The 18,667-nt window shown below is 61.9% G+C and carries 15 protein-coding genes; 11 read left to right on the forward strand and 4 right to left on the reverse strand.

Going from position 1 to position 18,667, the window contains the following annotated elements; translation table 11 throughout:
• The first annotated feature begins 178 nt into the window (after window positions 1-178).
• The 4 genes from IB238_RS20860 (at window position 179) to IB238_RS20875 (ending at window position 6,635) form a co-directional block, all read left to right on the forward strand.
• Window positions 179-2,686 (forward strand): heavy metal translocating P-type ATPase, encoded by a 2,508-nt coding sequence (locus tag IB238_RS20860; protein WP_192251628.1) that lies wholly within the window; start codon window positions 179-181, stop codon window positions 2,684-2,686.
• Window positions 2,683-3,093, forward strand: coding sequence for a Cu(I)-responsive transcriptional regulator (gene cueR, locus IB238_RS20865; RefSeq protein ID WP_192251629.1), 411 nt, complete (start codon window positions 2,683-2,685; stop codon window positions 3,091-3,093). The genes IB238_RS20860 and cueR overlap by 4 nt, the downstream gene beginning before the upstream one ends.
• A gap of 512 nt (window positions 3,094-3,605) precedes the next feature.
• Window positions 3,606-5,054, forward strand: a complete 1,449-nt coding sequence (locus IB238_RS20870) for a carboxypeptidase (protein ID WP_348648288.1) — start codon at window positions 3,606-3,608, stop codon at window positions 5,052-5,054.
• A gap of 147 nt (window positions 5,055-5,201) precedes the next feature.
• Complete coding sequence (locus IB238_RS20875) at window positions 5,202-6,635, forward strand: aldehyde dehydrogenase family protein (protein WP_192251631.1); 1,434 nt, start codon at window positions 5,202-5,204, stop codon at window positions 6,633-6,635.
• A gap of 126 nt (window positions 6,636-6,761) precedes the next feature.
• Here the strand turns inward: IB238_RS20875 and IB238_RS20880 are convergent, their stop codons facing one another.
• The 3 genes from IB238_RS20880 to IB238_RS20890 all read right to left on the reverse strand — a co-directional run bounded on the left by IB238_RS20880 (window position 6,762) and on the right by IB238_RS20890 (window position 11,918).
• Window positions 6,762-9,728: a DNA translocase FtsK gene (locus IB238_RS20880; protein ID WP_192251632.1), complete on the reverse strand. Its 2,967-nt coding sequence runs from the start codon at window positions 9,726-9,728 to the stop codon at window positions 6,762-6,764.
• Window positions 9,729-9,963: 235 nt separating this feature from the next.
• Complete coding sequence (locus tag IB238_RS20885) at window positions 9,964-11,145, reverse strand: hypothetical protein (protein WP_192251633.1); 1,182 nt, start codon at window positions 11,143-11,145, stop codon at window positions 9,964-9,966.
• A 167-nt stretch (window positions 11,146-11,312) separates the two neighbouring features.
• On the reverse strand, window positions 11,313-11,918 hold the full coding sequence (locus IB238_RS20890) for a DUF922 domain-containing protein (protein WP_246723753.1): 606 nt from the start codon (window positions 11,916-11,918) through the stop codon (window positions 11,313-11,315).
• A gap of 201 nt (window positions 11,919-12,119) precedes the next feature.
• Here IB238_RS20890 and IB238_RS20895 point away from each other — a divergent pair, with 201 nt between their 5' ends.
• Window positions 12,120-12,623 (forward strand): GAF domain-containing protein, encoded by a 504-nt coding sequence (locus tag IB238_RS20895; protein ID WP_192251634.1) that lies wholly within the window; start codon window positions 12,120-12,122, stop codon window positions 12,621-12,623.
• A gap of 88 nt (window positions 12,624-12,711) precedes the next feature.
• On the opposite strand, the gene IB238_RS20900 is transcribed toward IB238_RS20895, so the two are convergent.
• Window positions 12,712-13,416 carry an SDR family oxidoreductase gene (locus IB238_RS20900; RefSeq protein ID WP_192251635.1) on the reverse strand — a complete coding sequence of 235 codons (705 nt, stop codon included), beginning with the start codon at window positions 13,414-13,416 and terminating at the stop codon, window positions 12,712-12,714.
• A 128-nt stretch (window positions 13,417-13,544) separates the two neighbouring features.
• Between IB238_RS20900 and gcvA the strand changes: the two genes are divergently transcribed.
• From gcvA to IB238_RS20930, 6 genes are all read left to right on the forward strand, one after another.
• Window positions 13,545-14,453: a transcriptional regulator GcvA gene (gene gcvA, locus IB238_RS20905; RefSeq protein WP_192251638.1), complete on the forward strand. Its 909-nt coding sequence runs from the start codon at window positions 13,545-13,547 to the stop codon at window positions 14,451-14,453.
• A gap of 129 nt (window positions 14,454-14,582) precedes the next feature.
• Complete coding sequence (locus tag IB238_RS20910) at window positions 14,583-15,026, forward strand: DUF1810 domain-containing protein (protein ID WP_192251641.1); 444 nt, start codon at window positions 14,583-14,585, stop codon at window positions 15,024-15,026.
• A gap of 180 nt (window positions 15,027-15,206) precedes the next feature.
• Window positions 15,207-15,980, forward strand: a complete 774-nt coding sequence (locus tag IB238_RS20915) for an amino acid ABC transporter substrate-binding protein (RefSeq protein WP_192251644.1) — start codon at window positions 15,207-15,209, stop codon at window positions 15,978-15,980.
• A gap of 163 nt (window positions 15,981-16,143) precedes the next feature.
• Window positions 16,144-16,824: an amino acid ABC transporter permease gene (locus tag IB238_RS20920; protein WP_192251647.1), complete on the forward strand. Its 681-nt coding sequence runs from the start codon at window positions 16,144-16,146 to the stop codon at window positions 16,822-16,824.
• Window positions 16,821-17,582, forward strand: a complete 762-nt coding sequence (locus IB238_RS20925) for an amino acid ABC transporter ATP-binding protein (RefSeq protein ID WP_192251649.1) — start codon at window positions 16,821-16,823, stop codon at window positions 17,580-17,582. Before IB238_RS20920 ends, IB238_RS20925 begins: the two co-directional genes overlap by 4 nt.
• A 274-nt stretch (window positions 17,583-17,856) precedes the next feature.
• The gene (locus IB238_RS20930; protein ID WP_192251652.1) at window positions 17,857-18,624 is read left to right on the forward strand and encodes an outer membrane beta-barrel protein; all 768 of its coding nucleotides are present in this window, start codon (window positions 17,857-17,859) and stop codon (window positions 18,622-18,624) included.
• The last annotated feature ends 43 nt before the right edge of the window (window positions 18,625-18,667 follow it).

Here is an 18,667-nt window from a genome sequence, read left to right on the forward strand (position 1 = left end):
TCCGCAAATGTCACGCTATGCCCGCCTGTAGGTTGCCAACGTGACCGAAATCTATCCCTGCATCCGCAACGGCTGTCAAATTCGGAGGTCGGGAAGCGAAATCGGCCTCAGAAAAAAAACGCTTGACCTTGACATCATGGGAAGGTGCACGATCTGCACAATGAAAGGACCGTGTATCATGCTCACAGTCAAGGAGCCGGAATTCCGGCAGACGATAAAGCTCTCCATCGAGGACATGACCTGCGCCTCGTGTGTACGTCGGGTCGAGAAGGCAATCGAGAAGGTGCCAGGGGTCTCAGTTGCCGCCGTCAATCTTGCGACCGAGAAGGCCGACGTGACGTTTGATGGCAAGCCGGATATGTCGGCCGTCGCCGAAGCCGTCCGCGCGGCCGGATATGGCGTTTCCGAGGAGACGCTGGAATTCCCTGTCGAGGGAATGACCTGCGCCTCATGCATCGGCCGCGTCGAGAAAGCGCTGAAATCGGTGCCCGGCGTGATCGACGCTACCGCAAATCTCGCGAACGAGCACGCACGCGTTCGTTTTCTCCGTGGCGCGGTAACCTTCGACGATCTGTCAGCCGCAATCGAAAAAACGGGCTACCACGCAGCCCGCGAGACCGCTGCAACCGGAGCGCCCTCCGACGAAGTCCGCCGTGCCGGTGAGATCGCAGCCCTCCGCCGCTCGCTGATCGTCGCCGCACTCCTGACCGCCCCCCTCTTCGTCATGGAGATGGGTGCGCATGCGGTGCCGGCTTTCGGGCATTATATCCATGAAACGCTCGGTATGCAGACGAGCCGGGTGATCCAGTTCGTGTTGGCGACGCTCGTGCTCGCTGGTCCCGGCCTGCGCTTCTTCAAGAAGGGTGTTCCAAGCCTGCTGCGCGGCGCGCCCGACATGAACGCGCTCGTGGTCATCGGCACGACTGCAGCCTGGAGCTTTTCCACCGTCGCCACCTTTGCTCCGGAACTGCTTCCGGGCGGTGCCGCGAATGTCTATTTCGAGGCGGCGGCCGTCATCGTTACGCTGATCCTCGCGGGGCGCTATCTCGAAGCGCGTGCCAAGGGCCGCACCGGCGAAGCGATCCGGCACCTCGCCGGTCTTCGCGCCACTTCAGCCCGCATCCTGAGGGACGGGCAGCCGGTGGACGTCGCACTGGAGGCTGTCGTTCCCGGCGATATCGTGCTGGTGCGTCCCGGTGAGAAAATTGCCGTCGACGGCGAGGTGGCGGAGGGCAGTTCCTTCGTCGATGAATCGATGATCACCGGCGAACCGATGCCGGTCGAGCGCAAGGCCGGTGACCTGGTCACCGGCGGCACGCTGAACACGACCGGATCGTTTTCCTTCCGTGCCACCCGCGTCGGCGCCGACACGGTGCTGTCGCAGATCATCCGTATGGTCGAGGACGCGCAGGCCGCCAAACTGCCGATCCAGGCGCTGGTCGACCGCGTCACCGCCTGGTTCGTCCCGGTGATCATCGCTGTCGCGCTCGTTACCTTTGGTCTCTGGTACGTGCTCGGCCCGAGCCCGGCATTGGCCCATGCGTTGGTCGCAGCCGTCGCCGTGCTGATCATCGCCTGCCCCTGCGCGATGGGCCTTGCGACGCCGACGTCGATCATCACCGGCACGGGACGGGCTGCCGAACTCGGCGTCCTGTTTCGCCAGGGCACAGCACTTCAGACGCTGGAATCGACCAATGTCGTAGCTGTCGACAAGACCGGCACGCTGACGCTCGGCCGCCCTGAGCTGACAGAGATCATCCCCAACGACGGCTTTTCTCGCAGCGAAGTGCTTTCGCTGGTTGCGGCTGCCGAAGTCCGCTCCGAGCATCCTATCGCGCTCGCGATCCATGAGGCGGCAAAGTCGGAAGGGCTGGACATTCCGGCCGCGGACGCCTTCGAAGCGGCCTCCGGCCGGGGTATCACAGCGACCGTCTCCGGTCGCAAGGTTGATGCAGGTTCGGTCGGCTTCATGGCCTCGCTCGGGCTCGACGTTTCGCCCTTCGCAAAGGATTCGGAGCGCTTGGCGGCGCAGGGTGCCTCGCCGCTCTATGCGGCTATCGACGGCAAACTTGCAGCCCTCTTCGCGGTAACCGACCCGGTCAAGCCGACGACGAAGGAAGCGATCGCGCAACTGAAGGCGCTCGGCATCAAGGTGGCGATGATCACCGGCGACAACCGCCGCACGGCCGAAGGGGTCGCCGCCACGCTTGGTATCGATAAGGTGATGGCGGAGGTACTGCCGGATGGCAAGGTTACTGCCGTGCAGTCTCTCTCCGAAGGTGGCCGGAAGAAGGTCGCTTTTGTCGGCGATGGCATCAATGACGCCCCCGCCCTTGCCGCCGCCGATACCGGCATCGCCATCGGCACCGGTACGGACGTTGCGATCGAAAGTGCCGACATCGTTTTGATGGCGGGTGACATGCGCGGCGTTGCGACTGGTATCGCTCTTTCGAGGGCCACGATGCGCAACATACGCCAGAACCTGTTCTGGGCGTTCGGCTACAACGTCGTGCTCATCCCGGTAGCTGCCGGGGTGCTCTATCCGGCTTTCGGCATCCTGCTGTCGCCGGCAATTGCGGCTGGCGCGATGGCGCTGTCCAGTGTCTTCGTGGTCAGCAATGCGCTCAGGCTGAAACGGTTTCATCCGGCCGGCGCCACAAACAAGCCAAAGGAAAGCTGGGCATGAACATCGGTGAAGCGGCAGCCGCAAGCGGCGTCACGGCGAAGATGATCCGCCACTACGAATCGATCGGCCTCATTAAGGAGGCCGGTCGGACCGGCTCGGGCTACCGCACCTACGGCCCGAAGGATCTCGCGACCCTCGCCTTCATTCGTCGTTCGCGCGATTTGGGTTTCTCCATCGCCCAGATCCGCGATCTGCTCACGCTTTGGCAAGACCGCGGTCGCGCCTCTGCCGATGTGAAACGCATCGCCGGCGAGCACATCGAGGAACTGACCGCTAAGATGCGTCAATTGCAGGAGATGGTGCAGACATTGCAGCATCTCTCCGCCCATTGTCACGGTGACGACCGGCCGGACTGTCCGATCCTGGAGCGGCTGGCGACGGGCGAGGAAGGCAAGGGCTGTCACTAGAGGTCCCAAAGAATTGTCTCGCATCGCCCGCTTCGACATCGATTTTGCCGGCCCTGTGATGAGTCAGGGCGAAGAGGTCTGCGAGATGAACCGGCACCACGCCAACGTATCGCGACACTGACACCTGAGGGCAGCTAACTCTCCAATTTGGCGCTCGACATGCGCGTGATGCCGTATTTGGAAGTCGTGCTACCGCCTTTCCTGCTTGCCGCGGCTACTATATGGGTCTCTCCTTGTCTTGCTTTGGTTGCCTTAAGGTGGGCCTCAATGGACTGCTGCATGGTCGATAGCGTCCGAATGGTGGGCGCTATCTATGGCGATGAAGCCCTGCCATCGCGCTTGCACTCGCGTGTCGGGGCTGCGTTGCGAAGCTCGAAGATCAATTTGTGTTGAATTCCGATGTTCTCCCCCAATCCTTAGAGTGGATACTAGCGCTGGTGCATGATCAACGGATCGAAAGGAGTCGGGTGTTGCGTCATTTCTTCGCCGTCCTCGCCCTTCTTCTCCTGGCCATCCCTACGCCCCTTTCAGCACGGGAGCAGGGCAACGAGCAGAAGCAGGTTCAGAATGAAGCCATTTTGAGCCTGCTGCCAGCCGATGCCGTCACTGCACACACGCTGAAGCTGGGGACTGGCGAGATCGCTTACACTGCGACAGCCGGCACGATCGAGCTTCGCGGCGATGACGGCAAGGTTACAGCGAAGGTCTTCTATACCGCCCACGTGGCAAAAGGCGCCCGAGTCGATCGGCCCATCACATTCGCCTTTAACGGTGGGCCAGGCGCTGCTTCCGCTTATCTCCATCTTGGCCTGGTGGGGCCGCGCATTCTTGAATTCGGAGCGAGTAATCGCGACGGAACGCAGTCCGTGCTTGTCGACAATCCGGACAGTTGGCTCACGTTCACCGATCTTGTGCTGATTGATCCGGTGGGAACGGGGTGGAGCCGGGCGGCCGATAAGGAAGCTGAGTCCGCCTACTACGGCGTTCGGCAGGACGCAGAAAGCCTGGCAAAGGTCATTGCCCTTTATATCCAGAAAAACAGCCGCACCGGCTCGCCGAAGTATCTGCTCGGCGAAAGCTATGGTGGTTTTCGGGCGGCCAAGGTGGCAAGTGCGTTGAAGGATACGCAAGGGATCGTGGCGTCCGGGATCGTGATGGTTTCGCCGCTCATCGAAAGCCGGCTTATTTTCGGCGCGACTGACTATCCGCTGGGTGCCGCCCTTCAGCTTCCGTCGCTTGCTGCGGCAGAACTGGAACGCAAGGGTATTTTCAGCGAGCAAGCAGTGGCCGAGGCCGAGAAATTTGCGATGAGCGACTATCTCGTCTCCCTTGCAGGCCCCCCTCTTGCCGGAGAAGCGGCGGATCGCTTCTACCAGCGCGTTGCACAGCTGACGGGGATCGAGCAGGACGCCATTGCCCGCGCGCGGGGCTTTGTTGGCGAAATCTATACCAAGAACCTAGCGGCGGCCGACGGCAAGGTCGCAAGTCCCTACGATGCTGCCGTGCTCTTTGACGACCCCTACCCCGAGACCGATGCCGACCGCGGCGCGGATCCGATCCTGGAGGGTTACACGCGCGCCTATGGCGCGGCCTTTGCAAACTACGCCCGCGACGAGCTGGGGTTTCCCACGGAACTGACCTATCACCTGCTCAATAAGGATGTGAACCGGCGCTGGGACTGGGGTGGTGCCCGTTCGGACGTCGGCGCCACCCGCGATCTGCGCAATCTCCTGTCGGTTGTTCCCTCTTTCCGGCTGTTGGTGGCGCATGGCTATAGCGACGCGCTGACGCCCTACGGTGTCAGCCGATATGTCATCGATCACCTGCCGGCCACGCTCGCTTCCGGCCGGGCGATACTTCAAGTCTATCGCGGGGGCCACATGTTCTATACGAAGCCGGAGGAACGGCGGCAATTCACTGCCGATGTGCGCGCATTCTACGCCGCTCAAACCAAGGACTGACCGGAAAACGATCACAGTTTGAAAAATGTGATCAAATTTTTCTTTCTCCACCTATTGCTCTTTGTCTCCGAGCAGTCGACATTCCCGCTGGGTCGCCGGCCATTCCGGCAACGAACAACGATTTGACAGATGCGACGGGAGGAAAAAATGCTCGACAAGCGCAAATTCTATATCGACGGCAAGTGGGTCGATCCGCTGAAGGCCAACGATCTGGAAGTCATCAATCCGGCCACGGAAAAGCCGATCGCCTGGATTTCCATGGGCACTGCCGCTGACATCGATCGCGCCGTCGCTGCTGCCAAGAAGGCCTTTGCCACCTACAGCCAGACGAGCCTGGACGAGCGCATTGCGCTGCTGGAAAAGCTTCTTTCGATCTACAAGCGCCGCTACGACGAAATGGCCCGCACGATCACGCTGGAGCTCGGCGCGCCGATCACCATGAGCATTGAGCAGCAGGCGGATGTCGGAGTCGGTCATCTGCAGGGCTTCATCGATGCGCTCAAGCATCTGAAGAGCCGCGAAGTTCTGCCGAACGGCGATGTCGTGCGCCGCGAGCCGATCGGTGTTTGCGGACTCATCACGCCGTGGAATTGGCCGATCAACCAGGTTGCACTCAAGGTCGTTCCAGCCCTTGCCACGGGCTGCACCTGCGTGATCAAGCCGTCCGAATTCACCCCGCTCAATGCCATCCTCTACGCCGAGATGGTGCACGAGGCGGGTTTCCCGGCCGGTACCTTCAATCTCGTCAACGGCGACGGCATCGAATGCGGCGCGGCGTTGTCGAAGCACAAGGACATCGACATGATGTCGTTCACCGGCTCGACCCGCGCCGGCATCGCCGTCAGCAAGGACGCAGCCGAAACTGTCAAGCGCGTGACGCTGGAACTGGGCGGCAAGTCACCGAACATCGTTTTCGAGGACGCGAACCTGGAAGAGCGCGTTGCCGAGAGCGTGGCCGACTGCTTCAACAACTCCGGCCAGTCCTGCAATGCGCCGACGCGCATGCTCGTGCAGCGCTCGGTTTATGACAAGGCCGTTGCCATTGCGCAGGAAGCGGGCAAGGCGGTGAAGGTGGGCAATCCGGAAAACGAAGGCGGTCACATCGGACCGCTCGTCTCGCACATTCAGTTTGGTCGCGTTCAGGCGCTGATCGAGGCGGGCGTTGCCGAAGGCGCGCGTGTGCTGGTGGGCGGCCCCGGCAAGCCCGAGGGCTTCGAGACCGGCTACTTCGTCAAGCCGACGATCTTCGCCGACGTTAACAACAACATGCGGATTGCGCGTGAAGAAGTGTTCGGGCCGGTGCTTGCGATCATTCCGTTCGACACGGAAGAAGAGGCGATCGCGATCGCCAACGACACCAATTATGGTCTCGCCGCCTACATCCAGACCGGCAGTGCGGATCGTGCCGAACGGGTCGCAAGCCGTCTTCGTGCCGGCATGGTCCACATCAACGGCGGATCGCATAAATATGGCAGCCCCTTCGGCGGCTACAAGCAGTCCGGCAATGGTCGCGAGGGTGGCATCTTCGGGCTCGAGGACTTCCTCGAGATCAAGACGGTGCATCGCCCGGAAGGGGCCTGATTGAAATCGTCCGCCGCTTCAATGAGGCGGCGGACAAATACACCATTCGGTGCGCCGACACGGCGGCAGTTCTCAAGCTGAAGGGTGGCGGGCTTGCCGCCACTCCACAGACCTCAGCGATGTGGATCAGTCTTCGTCGTCCAACATCTCCATGGACGGCACGCTGTCGCGGCTTCCGTTGAGGATCTCGCGCTTGCCGACATGGTTCGCCGCTCCGACGAGGCCGTCCCGCTCCATCCGCTCGACCAGCGAGGCGGCGCGGTTGTAGCCAATCGAAAGGCGGCGTTGGATGTAGGAAGTCGAGCACTTGCGGTCACGCAGGACAACCTTGACAGCCTTGTCGTAGAGGTCGTTGCCGTCCTCCTCGCCCATCGCAGACTTGTCGAATACGGCGGTGTCCTCAGGCTCCGCAGCTTCTTCCTCATCTGCGTCTTCGGTGACAGTGCCGAGATATTCCGGGCGACCTTGCGTCTTCAGATGCGCGACGACGGCTTCGACTTCCGAGTCCGAGACGAATGGGCCGTGCACGCGGGCGATGCGGCCGCCGCCGATCATGTGCAGCATATCGCCCTGGCCAAGCAGGTGTTCGGCACCCTGTTCACCGAGGATCGTGCGGCTGTCGATCTTCGAAGTGACCTGGAAGGAAATGCGCGTCGGGAAGTTGGCCTTGATCGTGCCGGTGATGACGTCGACGGAGGGGCGCTGGGTCGCCATGATCAGGTGGATGCCGGCCGCGCGCGCCATCTGCGCCAACCGCTGGATCGCCCCTTCGATCTCCTTGCCGGCGACCATCATCAGGTCGGCCATCTCGTCGACGATGACGACGATGTACGGCATCGGCGTGAGGTCCATTTCCTCCTGCTCGTAAGTCGGCTCGCCGGTCGAGCGGTCGAAGCCCTTCGGCACGTCGCACATCACCGTCTCGCCATTGGCGCGAGCGGTGGCAGCGCGGGTGTTGAAGCCGTCGATGTTGCGCACGCCAAGGCGCGACATCTTGCGATAACGGTCCTCCATCTCGCGCACGGCCCACTTCAGCGCCATTACGGCCTTCTTCGGATCGGTGACCACGGGCGTCAGAAGGTGCGGGATGCCGTCATAGACAGAGAGTTCCAACATCTTCGGGTCGACCATGATCAGGCGGCATTCCTCGGGCTTCAGCCGGTAGAGGAGCGACAGGATCATCGTGTTGATCGCGACCGACTTGCCCGAGCCGGTGGTGCCGGCGACGAGCAGATGTGGCATCTTGGCGAGTTCGGCAATGACCGGTTCGCCGCCGATCGTCTTGCCGAGGCAGACCGCCAGCTTGAACTTCGTCTCCCAGTAGCTTTCGCACTCGATCAGTTCGCGGAAATAGACGGTCTCGCGAACGGCGTTCGGCAGTTCGATACCGATGACGTTGCGGCCCGGGACGACGGCGACGCGAGCCGAGAGCGCAGACATGGAGCGAGCGATGTCGTCGGAAAGACCGATGACGCGGGAGGATTTGACGCCGGGTGCCGGCTCGAATTCGTAGAGGGTAACGACCGGACCGGGTCGCACATCGATGATCTCGCCCTTGACGCCAAAGTCCTCGAGGATGCTCTCAAGCAGGCCCGCGCTCTGCTCCAGCGCCTCCTGGGTCATCGTGTGCGCCTGCTCGCCGACGGGCTGCTGCAGTAGCTCGACAGGCGGGAATTCATAGTCCGGGTTGTTATCAGCCGAAGCAAATAGACCGGAGCGTGCGAGTGAACGGGACCGAGCAGGCGTTACCCTGGCAGCAGGTGTCGCCGTTGCAGCCGGGAGGGACGTTTCGTCGTGGTTAATCGCCGGCAGCGCAATCGCCTCCGGTGCCGGGACGGGAACCGGGGCTTCGTCCGGCGACGCTGCAACGGTGGCGGACAACAGTGTCGGCATCTGCCACGCATCTGCCGTTGCCGTCGCTTGAATGCTCGTAGCCTGGAAGGCCGACATCGACGACAGGGCGGAGTACGAGGCATAGCTTGCAGCGACGGTGACTTGGCGAGTTGCCGATGCAGGCGTGGTTTCTGCAGCGTTCGACGGCGCCGTGAATGTGCGCGGGCGGGAACCTGACTGGACCAAGGAGCCCGAAGCGGCGGCCGGCGTAACCGAAGACGGTGGGGTGGGCGCCTTCGCCGCCGTCACAGTTGCCGCGGGATTTGGCCGCGCTACGTAACTGGAGGGACTTGCGGATGGGCGCGCGGCAAAGCAGGCGCTGGGAGAGAGCGGCTTTGTCATCGGTGGTGCGTTGGCGCGCACGGCCTGGACAGGAGCGATCGGTAGCGCTGGAGCGACACTTGCCGTGGCGACCGGCGCTGCAGGTGCGTGTCTGCTTCTGATGACAACTTCGCGGTAGCGCGATGCGGCCGATTCCGGGCTTACGTCGAAGTGGGGCAGCGCCACACGGTCTGCCGGCACAAGACCTGCGAGGTCGACATCCGGGCCCATGATTTCCCAGAGAGCGTAGTCGGAGATGGAAAGGCCGAACGCACCAATGGGCGGCGTTGGCAACGCGGTGGCTCGTGGTGCTTTGGCGAAGGCCGATTCGGTTGCTTGAGCAGCCGGATATGGTTCTACGAAAGAGGCCGGCCGCAATTCGTGGCGGGTCTCGGTCATCTCACGCTTGAGGCGCAGGTAGAGAGCCAATGCGCCGCTGTCGCCTTCAACGCTCTGGGCTGCGGTGGCTTCAGCAGGGCCGCTGCGTGGCTCGGCCGACGCGGCGGCGCGTGCATGACCGCCTTCGATCTTGCGCATGACCGTGCTGTCCAGATCCGGCTGGACCACATCCGGAACCGGTGTCACGACTTCTTCTTTTGCCACGGTCAATTCAATCACCTTGGTCTCGGCCACCTCCGCCATTTTCGTCTCGTCCACTGGCGCAGGCTTGCGCGCATAGGCGCTTTCCGGCGTGCGTGTGAAACGGACGTTCGGCCCGAGAACGAATGCACTCTGCCAGGCCGGCAAATCGGTGCCGGCATTCACCTCTCCGGTGACAGTCATCCCGGGGAGCGTAACTTCGGCCGGCTGGCTGGAGCTACCGTTGTGGGTCGCTGAGACGTCGTTGACGGAGGGCGAAGTCGTACGGGAAGGACGCATGGAAACCTGCAACGCTGGAACTACCGGAAGGCATGAAACCCCTGCCCTCGGAATAGAAAATAAAGGTTAACAGCCCCTTTCCAGCGGCTGCCATAAGCCCCCTATCCCAGCGTCGATATGTCCTGGATCTGCGTCGATAAATACTTTAAAAGCAGAAACTTAAGCGCTGTTCATTTGGGTTCTTGTGAAATTTGCGTAGCTGTCCGCGTCGTTTCAATCCAGGTCGTCGCGAGACTCACAGAACCAACAGCTTCTTAAGGAGGGAAAGCACGTCTTCGAAGGGAATCTGCGTGATCCCGACGATGGCGAACGGCAGCAGCGCCATGGCCGAGAGCGGCAGCACCGCAATGCGGGAAAGGAGCCCCGGCGAGAGCTTCCTCGCACTTTCATAGAGCTTGCCCGGATCGGGTATCTCCGCATCAGCTGCGGGCTCAACCGTGCCGTCGGCGGCAATGTTGCGCGAGAGCGTCTTGCGCTCGTCCTGGCGAAGGCGTTGCGTGGCCTGCGTCGCCGACACCAGCATCGTCGCCTCGCGCAAGCGGCGCAGCGGTGCCTGGAAGGCCGATAGCGGATAGACGAAGAAGCCGAGCACAACCGCGAGCCAGACCCCCATGATCGTGGTTAGCGTCTTTATCGAAAGCACCTCCGCCGTAATGTGCTTGGCGAAGGCAGCGGCGACGGCGCAACTGAGGCCGAACATGAAGGTTCGATAGGCATTCGGATAGTCCGCCAGAAACGCCAGCCCGCCCTTGCCATCCGGATGACTCGCCACCAGCCGCAATTCGAGCTGAGCGATTGCACGTAGCAAGCGCGACCATACGTAATGTCGCCAGAAGCCGCGCAGCATCAGAAACCAGAAGAGCGGGAGGCTTACAAGCAGCGTCCACCAGCCGGCAATCGTGACGTGACCGGCAGTCCCCGCCCATGCAAGTCCATTCCCCTCCAGATGATGCGTGATGGCCCAGAGTGCCGCGAGATATCCAAGCGCAAGGCAAATGCTTTCGGCAAGACGCGAACTACGCAGCCGAAGCGCATCGTTTACGGCCATTGCCGCAGCCGGCATCGATTCCGGCGCGATCAACGGCGCGGCTGCGAAATGCCTAAGCTTCACCCGCAGACGGTCCTCCACCTGCTGCTCCGCGAGCACAAGTGCGCCGATTGCCAGCACGAACCGCCCCCACAGGCTCACATCGGTAATGTAGGTTTCGCCAAAAGGCTGGAGGCGCAGGCTGTCGGGCAGGGCAAGGATCAGCGGAACGAGCCAGGCTATGGCGACGTAGATCAGCGCGCGCCGTGGTGCGTTGAGGGCGTCCTTTTTCAGCAGCCCCATCCGTTCCTGCAGCTCGAAGAACGGTCCCCCCTGATAGGCGGGATAGTCGGCAATCTGAATGTTCTCGCGTGGAGCATGCTTGGCCATCACGTTCTCCCCGTGACACCGCATTCCGCGGGGCCTCCGGCAGGAGGCGAGCTCATGCTACCTCATTGCTTTAAAAATCGGAATCCGTATTCAGGATGAGACGAGTAAGCCGGATAACAGGTCGGCTGGCAGAGAGCGCGTGGACCACACCCAGACACACATTGCGGTCACAGAGGCCCAAGCCCGTCGTTCACAAGGTCGACAACCAGCTTGCGGACGTTACCTCCGCTCTTCAGTTCGGTGCGGTCAAAGTCGCTGTCCTGCTTGCCTTTCGCTTTCGAAATGGGGCCGAGTCGCCGGGTGAGTTCCTTTCGGATCTTTTTGCAGTTGGGATCGTCGGCCACGGTCAAGCCAACGGAAACTTCCTCGATCTGTCGCACCATGTCCTTGATGAAGTCGCCGTGCACGCGTTCATGGGCCTGGACTCCTGCGAAGAATGTCTCCCATTTGGTTTTCACCGGCGCTGGCAGCTTCTTGGCGGGTTTCGGCAGCATGTATGTGATGACGAGGTTTGGACGCGCGGAGGCCAGAACGCAGCCGCCGTTCTTTGGTTCGTACTTGCGCGACCAGGTCAGCTTGAAATCGGTGAACGCAATGGCGCGGCTGCCCCTGACCTCCGGTCCCCGCTCGCCGATCGACTGGTAGAGTTCCATGCCCGTCGTTCCGGTGATCGCATAGGTCCGCACCTGCTCGACCGCTTGCCATTCGGCGTGCGCAACCGCCGGCGTTGACAGGAAAAGAGCCAGCAGGACGCGCGCTACAGCAGAATTCAAGAGGACCTCCGAAAAGAATACAATCGATCGCGGCGGAACCTATCCGTCTGTCGCGCCGCGTTCAACCGTGCGACCTGCGACAACGAATTCCCTCAGGCGATTGTCGGATTAACTTCGGATAGGTATTCGGCTGATAGTCAGTGGACATCACAAGGCCGCTGTCGGTTTCCCGCCGCCCGCGCCAACTTCACGGAGCGAAAAATGCAATCGCCTGACTATCAGAAATTCGTCGCGGCCGTCGCCGAGGCCGGCAACCAGCCGAACAAGGCTTATGCCGCGTTGGAAGCGCTGGTGCGCGAGACCGTCGGCGTGAAGCTTTTCACGATCATGACCAGCGATACGAAGGAGCGGCTTTCCGAGAGAACCTACTCCAACATGCCTCAGGTCTATCCCGTCTCCGGCACCAAACCTTACAATGAGACGCATTGGTCGGAGATCACTCTCAATCAGAAGCGGACCTTCGTCGCCAACACGATCGAGGAGATCGCGGCCGTGTTCGACGACCACGAGCTGATCCGGTCGCTCGGCTGCGAATCCGTCATCAACGTGCCGATCATCGTCGACGGCGAGGTGATCGGCACGCTGAACTGCCTGCACGAAAAAGGTCACTACACCGAGGAACGGGTGCGTGCGGCCGAGGCGCTGAAACTGCCTGGCGCCGTCTGCATGCTGCTGCATGACCGAGTGAAGGCGCGCAGCCGCTGAGCCTGCTATCCCGTGAATGCCATCCTCAGGTCCAAGCCGAGGATGGCGAGCGATGCCAGGGTTTCAGCCCCGATCGTATGCTCAGCAGTTAGACCGAGCGCGTCAATCCGCCGTCCACGCGGACGTTCTGGCCTGTGATGTAGCCGGCGCCTTCCGAGGCGAGAAATGCCACAGTGGCGGCAATCTCGTCGCTGCGGCCATAGCGCTGCATGGGAACACTGGCGCGGCGTTCCTCGGTTGCCGGCAGGCTGTCGATCCAGCCCGGCAACACGTTGTTCATGCGGATGTTCTCGGCGGCATAGGTGTCGGCGAAGATCTTCGTGTAAGAAGCGAGCCCGGCCCGGAACACGGCTGATGTCGGGAACATGGCGGATGGCTCGAAGGCCCAGGCGGTAGAGATGTTGACGATCGCGCCGGACTTCTGTGCCTGCATGATAGGCGTGACGAGGCGCGTTGGGCGGATCACGTTCATCAGGTAGACGTCAAGCCCCTTGTGCCAGTCCTCATCCGTGATCTCGATGATGGGTGCACGCGGCCCATGACCGGCGCTGTTGACCAATACGTCGATGCGCCCAAAGGTCTGCATCGCCAGATCGACCAGCTGCTTCAGATCGTCGTTCGACTGGTTGGAACCGGTGACACCCACGCCGTTCAGCTCCCTTGCGAGCGCTTCGCCCTTACCCGAAGAGGAGAGGATCGCAACGCGATATCCATCGGCTGCAAGGCGTCGGGCGGTCGCAGCCCCCATGCCGCTGCCGCCGGCGGTTACCAGAGCCACCTTTTCTACTGTCATCGCTCTTGCCTTTCCTCTGTTCGCCACGCATTCTTGCGTGCAAATGCCTTGATGGCAACAATGATAGCATTGCCGAACCACGGGTTCGAGCCAGATCGAGTGGCAGAAGACAGTAGAAATTCTATCGCATGGCCGAGATTGTCCGCCGACTTCCGCCGCTCAACGGTCTACGTGCCTTCGAGGTTGCCGCGCGGCATCTGAATTTCAGGCTGGCGGCGGAGGAACTTGGCGTAACGCAGGGCGCGGTGGCGCAGCAGGTCCGTGGCCTTGAGGCGCAGCTTGGCCTCAGGCTCTTCGATCGCCAGCCACGTTCCCTGATACTCACCGATGCCGGTCGAACGTATGTCGCAAACATTCGGCGCGCGTTCGAACTGATCGCCGAGGCAACGGCGACGCTGCGGCCCGAACCGCTCCACCTCACGATCAGCGTTACGCCGACCTTCGCCTCGAAATGGCTGATCCCGCGGCTTCCTGAATTCCTGGCGGCCCATCCGGAACTGGACCTGCGGATCCTTGCCAGCGAGCGGCTGTCCAACTTTCAGACGGACGGCGTGGACATTGCCGTGCGGCTCGGTCGGCCGCCGTTCGGTAGTGGGGTCGAAGCGCAACTGCTGTTCGAGCAGGAGGTCGCGGCCGTCTGCAGTCCTGCCTTGTTGTCGGCCAACAACGGGCCGCTCGCTGCGGGTGATTTCGACCGGTTCGTTCTCCTCCACGACACACACAACCAGTGGCCAGAGTTCATCGCGGGCATACTTGGGCGCACACCGTCGCGGGCTTCCAAGAGCGTCCGTTTCAACCAGACGTCCCACGCGATCGAGGCCGCAATCGCGGGACACGGGATCGCACTGGCAAGCACCATGTTCGTAAAGGAGGATATTGCTGCCGGCAGGCTCGTTCGCGCATTCGACCAGACAATGCGCGTCGCGGCGGATTTCTACGTCGTGGTGCCGCGCCGGTCGCAACATACCGCCGGCGCGGCGAAGGTGCGCGATTGGCTGCTGCAATATGCGGCACCAAATCCACGCATGAATGAATGACTGAGGAGAGGGGGCGGTATCAGAGCGCCCCTGCTCGCCACCGTATCTTGGCGATCAACTCGATGTTTACTGGCGACCGTGCCGGCGTTGAGCGAATGTGCTACTCTTTCTCATTGCGTCGATATCCGGATGGAACGATGGAGCCCGGCGTTGGGCCACGACCTTTCCCGTTTTCACGAGGCTCAGGGGGCGATCTACCAGCGCGCGCTCGCAGAGTTGCGTGCCGGGCGGAAGGAGACCCATTGGATGTGGTACATCTTCCCGCAGATCGAGGGGCTCGGGATGTCGGCCATGACGCAACGATACGCCATAACCACGCTCGACGAGGCAGTTGCCTATCTGGCCGATCCTGTTCTCGGTGGGCGTCTTTTGGAATGTACCGGAGCTGTTCTCGCCGTTCCGGAAAAGTCCGCTCACGAAATCTTCGGTTCGCCCGACGACATGAAATTCCGATCGTCGCTGACGTTGTTTGCCGCCGCCGCTGCCGATCCCACGCCGTTCGAGGCGGCGTTGCAGCGCTTCTATGGCGGCGTTCCGGATTCTCGCACGCTGGCTCTGCTTGATATCAATTGACCGATTATCGGCACCGGCAAAACGGCCACTATGATGCCGCCGGACTGAAGTACACAAAAGCTATCGAATATTGGAAAAGTATTCGCATTCCATCGGAACGAAAGCAGTTTCATTTGCTCCATATGGTTGAGGAATTTGCGATCTAGAGCATATCAGTTCAGTGACCAAACGGAGATCGACATGTCCTGGTTCAAGCCTCTCGCCGCCGCCACCCTCCTGCAAGCTGCATTCCTGCTTCCGGCCGCAGCCGGCGATAACCTCGCAGCGATCCAGTCCACGGGCACCTTCAAGATCGGCACCGAAGGCACCTACGCGCCCTTCACCTACCATGACGCCAGCGGCAAGCTCGTCGGCTTCGACGTCGAGATCGGCGAGGCCGTCGCCGAAAAGCTCGGCGTCAAGGCCGAATTCCTGGAAGGGAAGTGGGACGGCCTGATCGCCGGTCTCGATGCCAACCGCTACGATGCTGTCATCAATCAGGTCGGCATCACCGAGGCGCGCAAGCAGAAATACGACTTCTCCGAACCCTACATCGCGTCGAAGGCCGTGCTCATCGTGCGGGTGGACGACGACAGCATCAAGGGCTTTGCCGACCTGAAGGGCAAGAAGTCGGCCCAGTCGCTGACCTCGAACTTCGGCAAGCTCGCCCAGGAGAGCGGCGCCGAACTCGTCGGCACCGACGGCTTCGACCAGTCGATCCAGCTCGTCTTGACCGGCCGCGCCGATGCGACGATCAATGACAGCCTGTCCTTCCTCGACTTCAAGAAGCAGAAGCCGGATGCGAACGTGAAGATCGCCGCTGAACAGGCTGGTGCCGACTATTCCGGCATCATCGTGCGCAAGGGCGATCCGGAGCTGGTCGAGGCGATCAACAAGGCGCTGGCCGCAATCAAGGCCGACGGCACCTACCAGAACATCTCCGACAAGTATTTCGGACAGGACGTGTCGAAGTAATCGGCAAACCGCACGAGACCCTGGAAACCCAATGGTTCCGGGGTCTTGCCGTTTGTGGCCGGCAGTATGGCTCCGTAAAAGGAGCGTGACGCCCTCGCCGCTTGTCTTGTAGATTGTCGAGCTTCCGGGTACCGCGCCGGAGCGCGTATTTTTGAGGTTTGCCTTGCCGCACTGGCTCCAACTGATGCTCGACTCGCTCGGCCCGCTCCTGTGGGCCGGTCTCGTCTTCACGATTCCCTTGACGCTTCTGTCCTTCACCTTCGGATTGTCGCTCGGGCTCCTTGTCGCGATCGTCAGGCTGTTTGGGCCAAAGCCGCTTGTCGCGATCGCCCGCTTCTATGTCTGGATTTTCCGCGGCACCCCGCTTCTCGTGCAGTTGTTCGTGATCTTCTACGGGCTGCCGAGCCTCGGTATCCTGCTCGATGCCTTTCCCGCCGCGCTGATCGGCTTCAGCCTAAATGTCGGTGCCTACACCTCCGAGATCATCCGCGCGGTGATCGCCTCGGTGCCGCGTGGCCAATGGGAGGCGTCCTACTCGATCAGCATGAGCTGGGGGCAGGCAATGCGGCGTACCATCCTGCCGCAGGCGGGCCGCACTGCCGTGCCACCGTTGTCCAACACCTTCATCTCGCTGGTCAAGGACACGTCGCTCGCCGCCGCCATCACGGTTCCGGAACTGTTCCAGACGGCGCAGCGCATCGTCGCGACCAGCTACGAACCGCTGATCCTCTATATCGAGGCGGCCCTGATCTATCTCGCCATGAGTTCGGTCCTTTCCGCCCTGCAGGTGCGGCTGGAGAAGCGCTTCTCCCGTTATGGCGGCTACCTGGAGGCGCGCGCATGATCGAGCTTGAGAACATCGAGAAGCGCTTCGGCGACAATGTGGTGCTCAACGGCGTCAGCGTCGAGATGCCGGAAGGCACGGTGACCGCGCTGGTAGGTCCCTCGGGCGGGGGCAAGAGCACCCTGCTGCGTTGCGTCAATCTCCTGGAAATTCCGACGCGCGGCACCGTGCGCATCGGCGAAGAGGCGCTCACCTTCTCGGAAGGCGCGCGGATCGGCTGGGTGGATATCCAGCGCCTGCGCCGTCAGACGGGCATGGTGTTCCAGAATTTTCAGCTATTTCCGCATCGCACAGCGATCGAGAACGTCATGGAAGGTCTTGTGACCGTGCTGAAATGGCCGACGGAGCGCGCGCGGTCACGGGCGATGGAACTGTTGGAGAAAGTCGGCATGGCGCACAAGGCGGACGCCTGGCCGGCGACGCTTTCCGGTGGCCAGCAGCAGCGCGTCGCGATCGCCCGCGCGCTTGCCCCCTCCCCGCGTGTGTTGCTCTGCGACGAGCCGACCTCGGCGCTCGATCCGGAACTCGCCGAAGAGGTGGTCGACGTGCTCGGCCGGCTGGCGCGCGAGGGTACGACGATGATGATGGCGACGCACGATCTGAGGCTCGCCTCGCGCGTGGCCGACAAGGTGGTGTTTCTCGATGGCGGCGTCATCGTCGAGAGCGGACCTCCAGCGCAGATCTTCGCCCGGCCCGAACGTGAGCGCACCAGGCGCTTCATTGCCTCGCTGAACGTGACCGTCGACTACGAAATTTGACGCGGTTGCGTCTCGCGGGCGTTTCATCGTTTTTTTTGCGGGAAGCGGAATCGTTGCCGCTCCGCGTTTTTTGCTTCTTTGCAACTATGGCGGGCTCGCTGTTGCTGCACGCCCACCATTGATGGCATTTTTGTTAGTGTATTCATAAGCCTATCGGATTTTTGACCTTTTGCAGGCCGCGTCGACGCGATATATCGCGCTCTGGTGGCAATGGCTCGATTCGAGCGCATTAGTTGTTGATTATTTTATAATTTTCGCTTCCGGGGGGAAGTCAGTGCCCTGTCGTTTCACGCTCATGGTCGTTTCGGCCGCTTCGCTGATATTGTCTGCGACCGCCGGTACATTTGCTGCCGATCAGGCCTCGACTGCCGGTGCTGCGTCCTGGTCCGGTTGCTATCTGGGTGCCAATGCCGGCTATGGTCGCGCCGATGTCGATGCGACCGACACGCCCTATCGCGAGGGTCCCTATGCCGGCATGGACGTGTTCTGGAACGACGGCTTCTACGACACGACCTCCACCGATGACGGCGGGCTGGCGGGCGGCGTCGAGGCCGGTTGCGACCGGCAGTTCGATCTCGGCGGCACCGCCTTGGTGCTCGGCGGCGTCCTCGACTTCTCGCTGATGAACTTCGGGGCGACCGGCACGTCTGCGATCAGCAGTGATACGCACGCGAGCTTCGATATCGACTGGGCAGCGAGCGCGCGGGTCCGTGCGGGTGTCACCACCTCCGACGTGCTGTTCTACGTCACCGGCGGCTATGCGCTGGCGAACGTGGACGTGCGTGCCTACAGCAACCCGACAATCACGGCACCCGGGGAGATGGACGTCTCCGGTGGCGGCACGAAGGGCGGCTGGGTGGCCGGCGGCGGTGTCGAATGGCGCTTCAAGCCGAACTGGTCGGTCGGGCTGGAATACCTGCACTACGATTTCGGCACGGTGACGGCCACAGGTGCGGCAGTCTTTCCGCCCGACGCCTTCCCGCGCTTTGAAAACGACGCGACGCTCGACACGATCCGCATCGGGCTGAAGTGGCGGATGTAAGCGCCGCCCCCAAACGGCTCCGCAAACAGATGCTGGCGCACAC

This window comes from Rhizobium sp. ARZ01 (assembly GCF_014851675.1).
Lineage (GTDB): Bacteria > Pseudomonadota > Alphaproteobacteria > Rhizobiales > Rhizobiaceae > Mycoplana.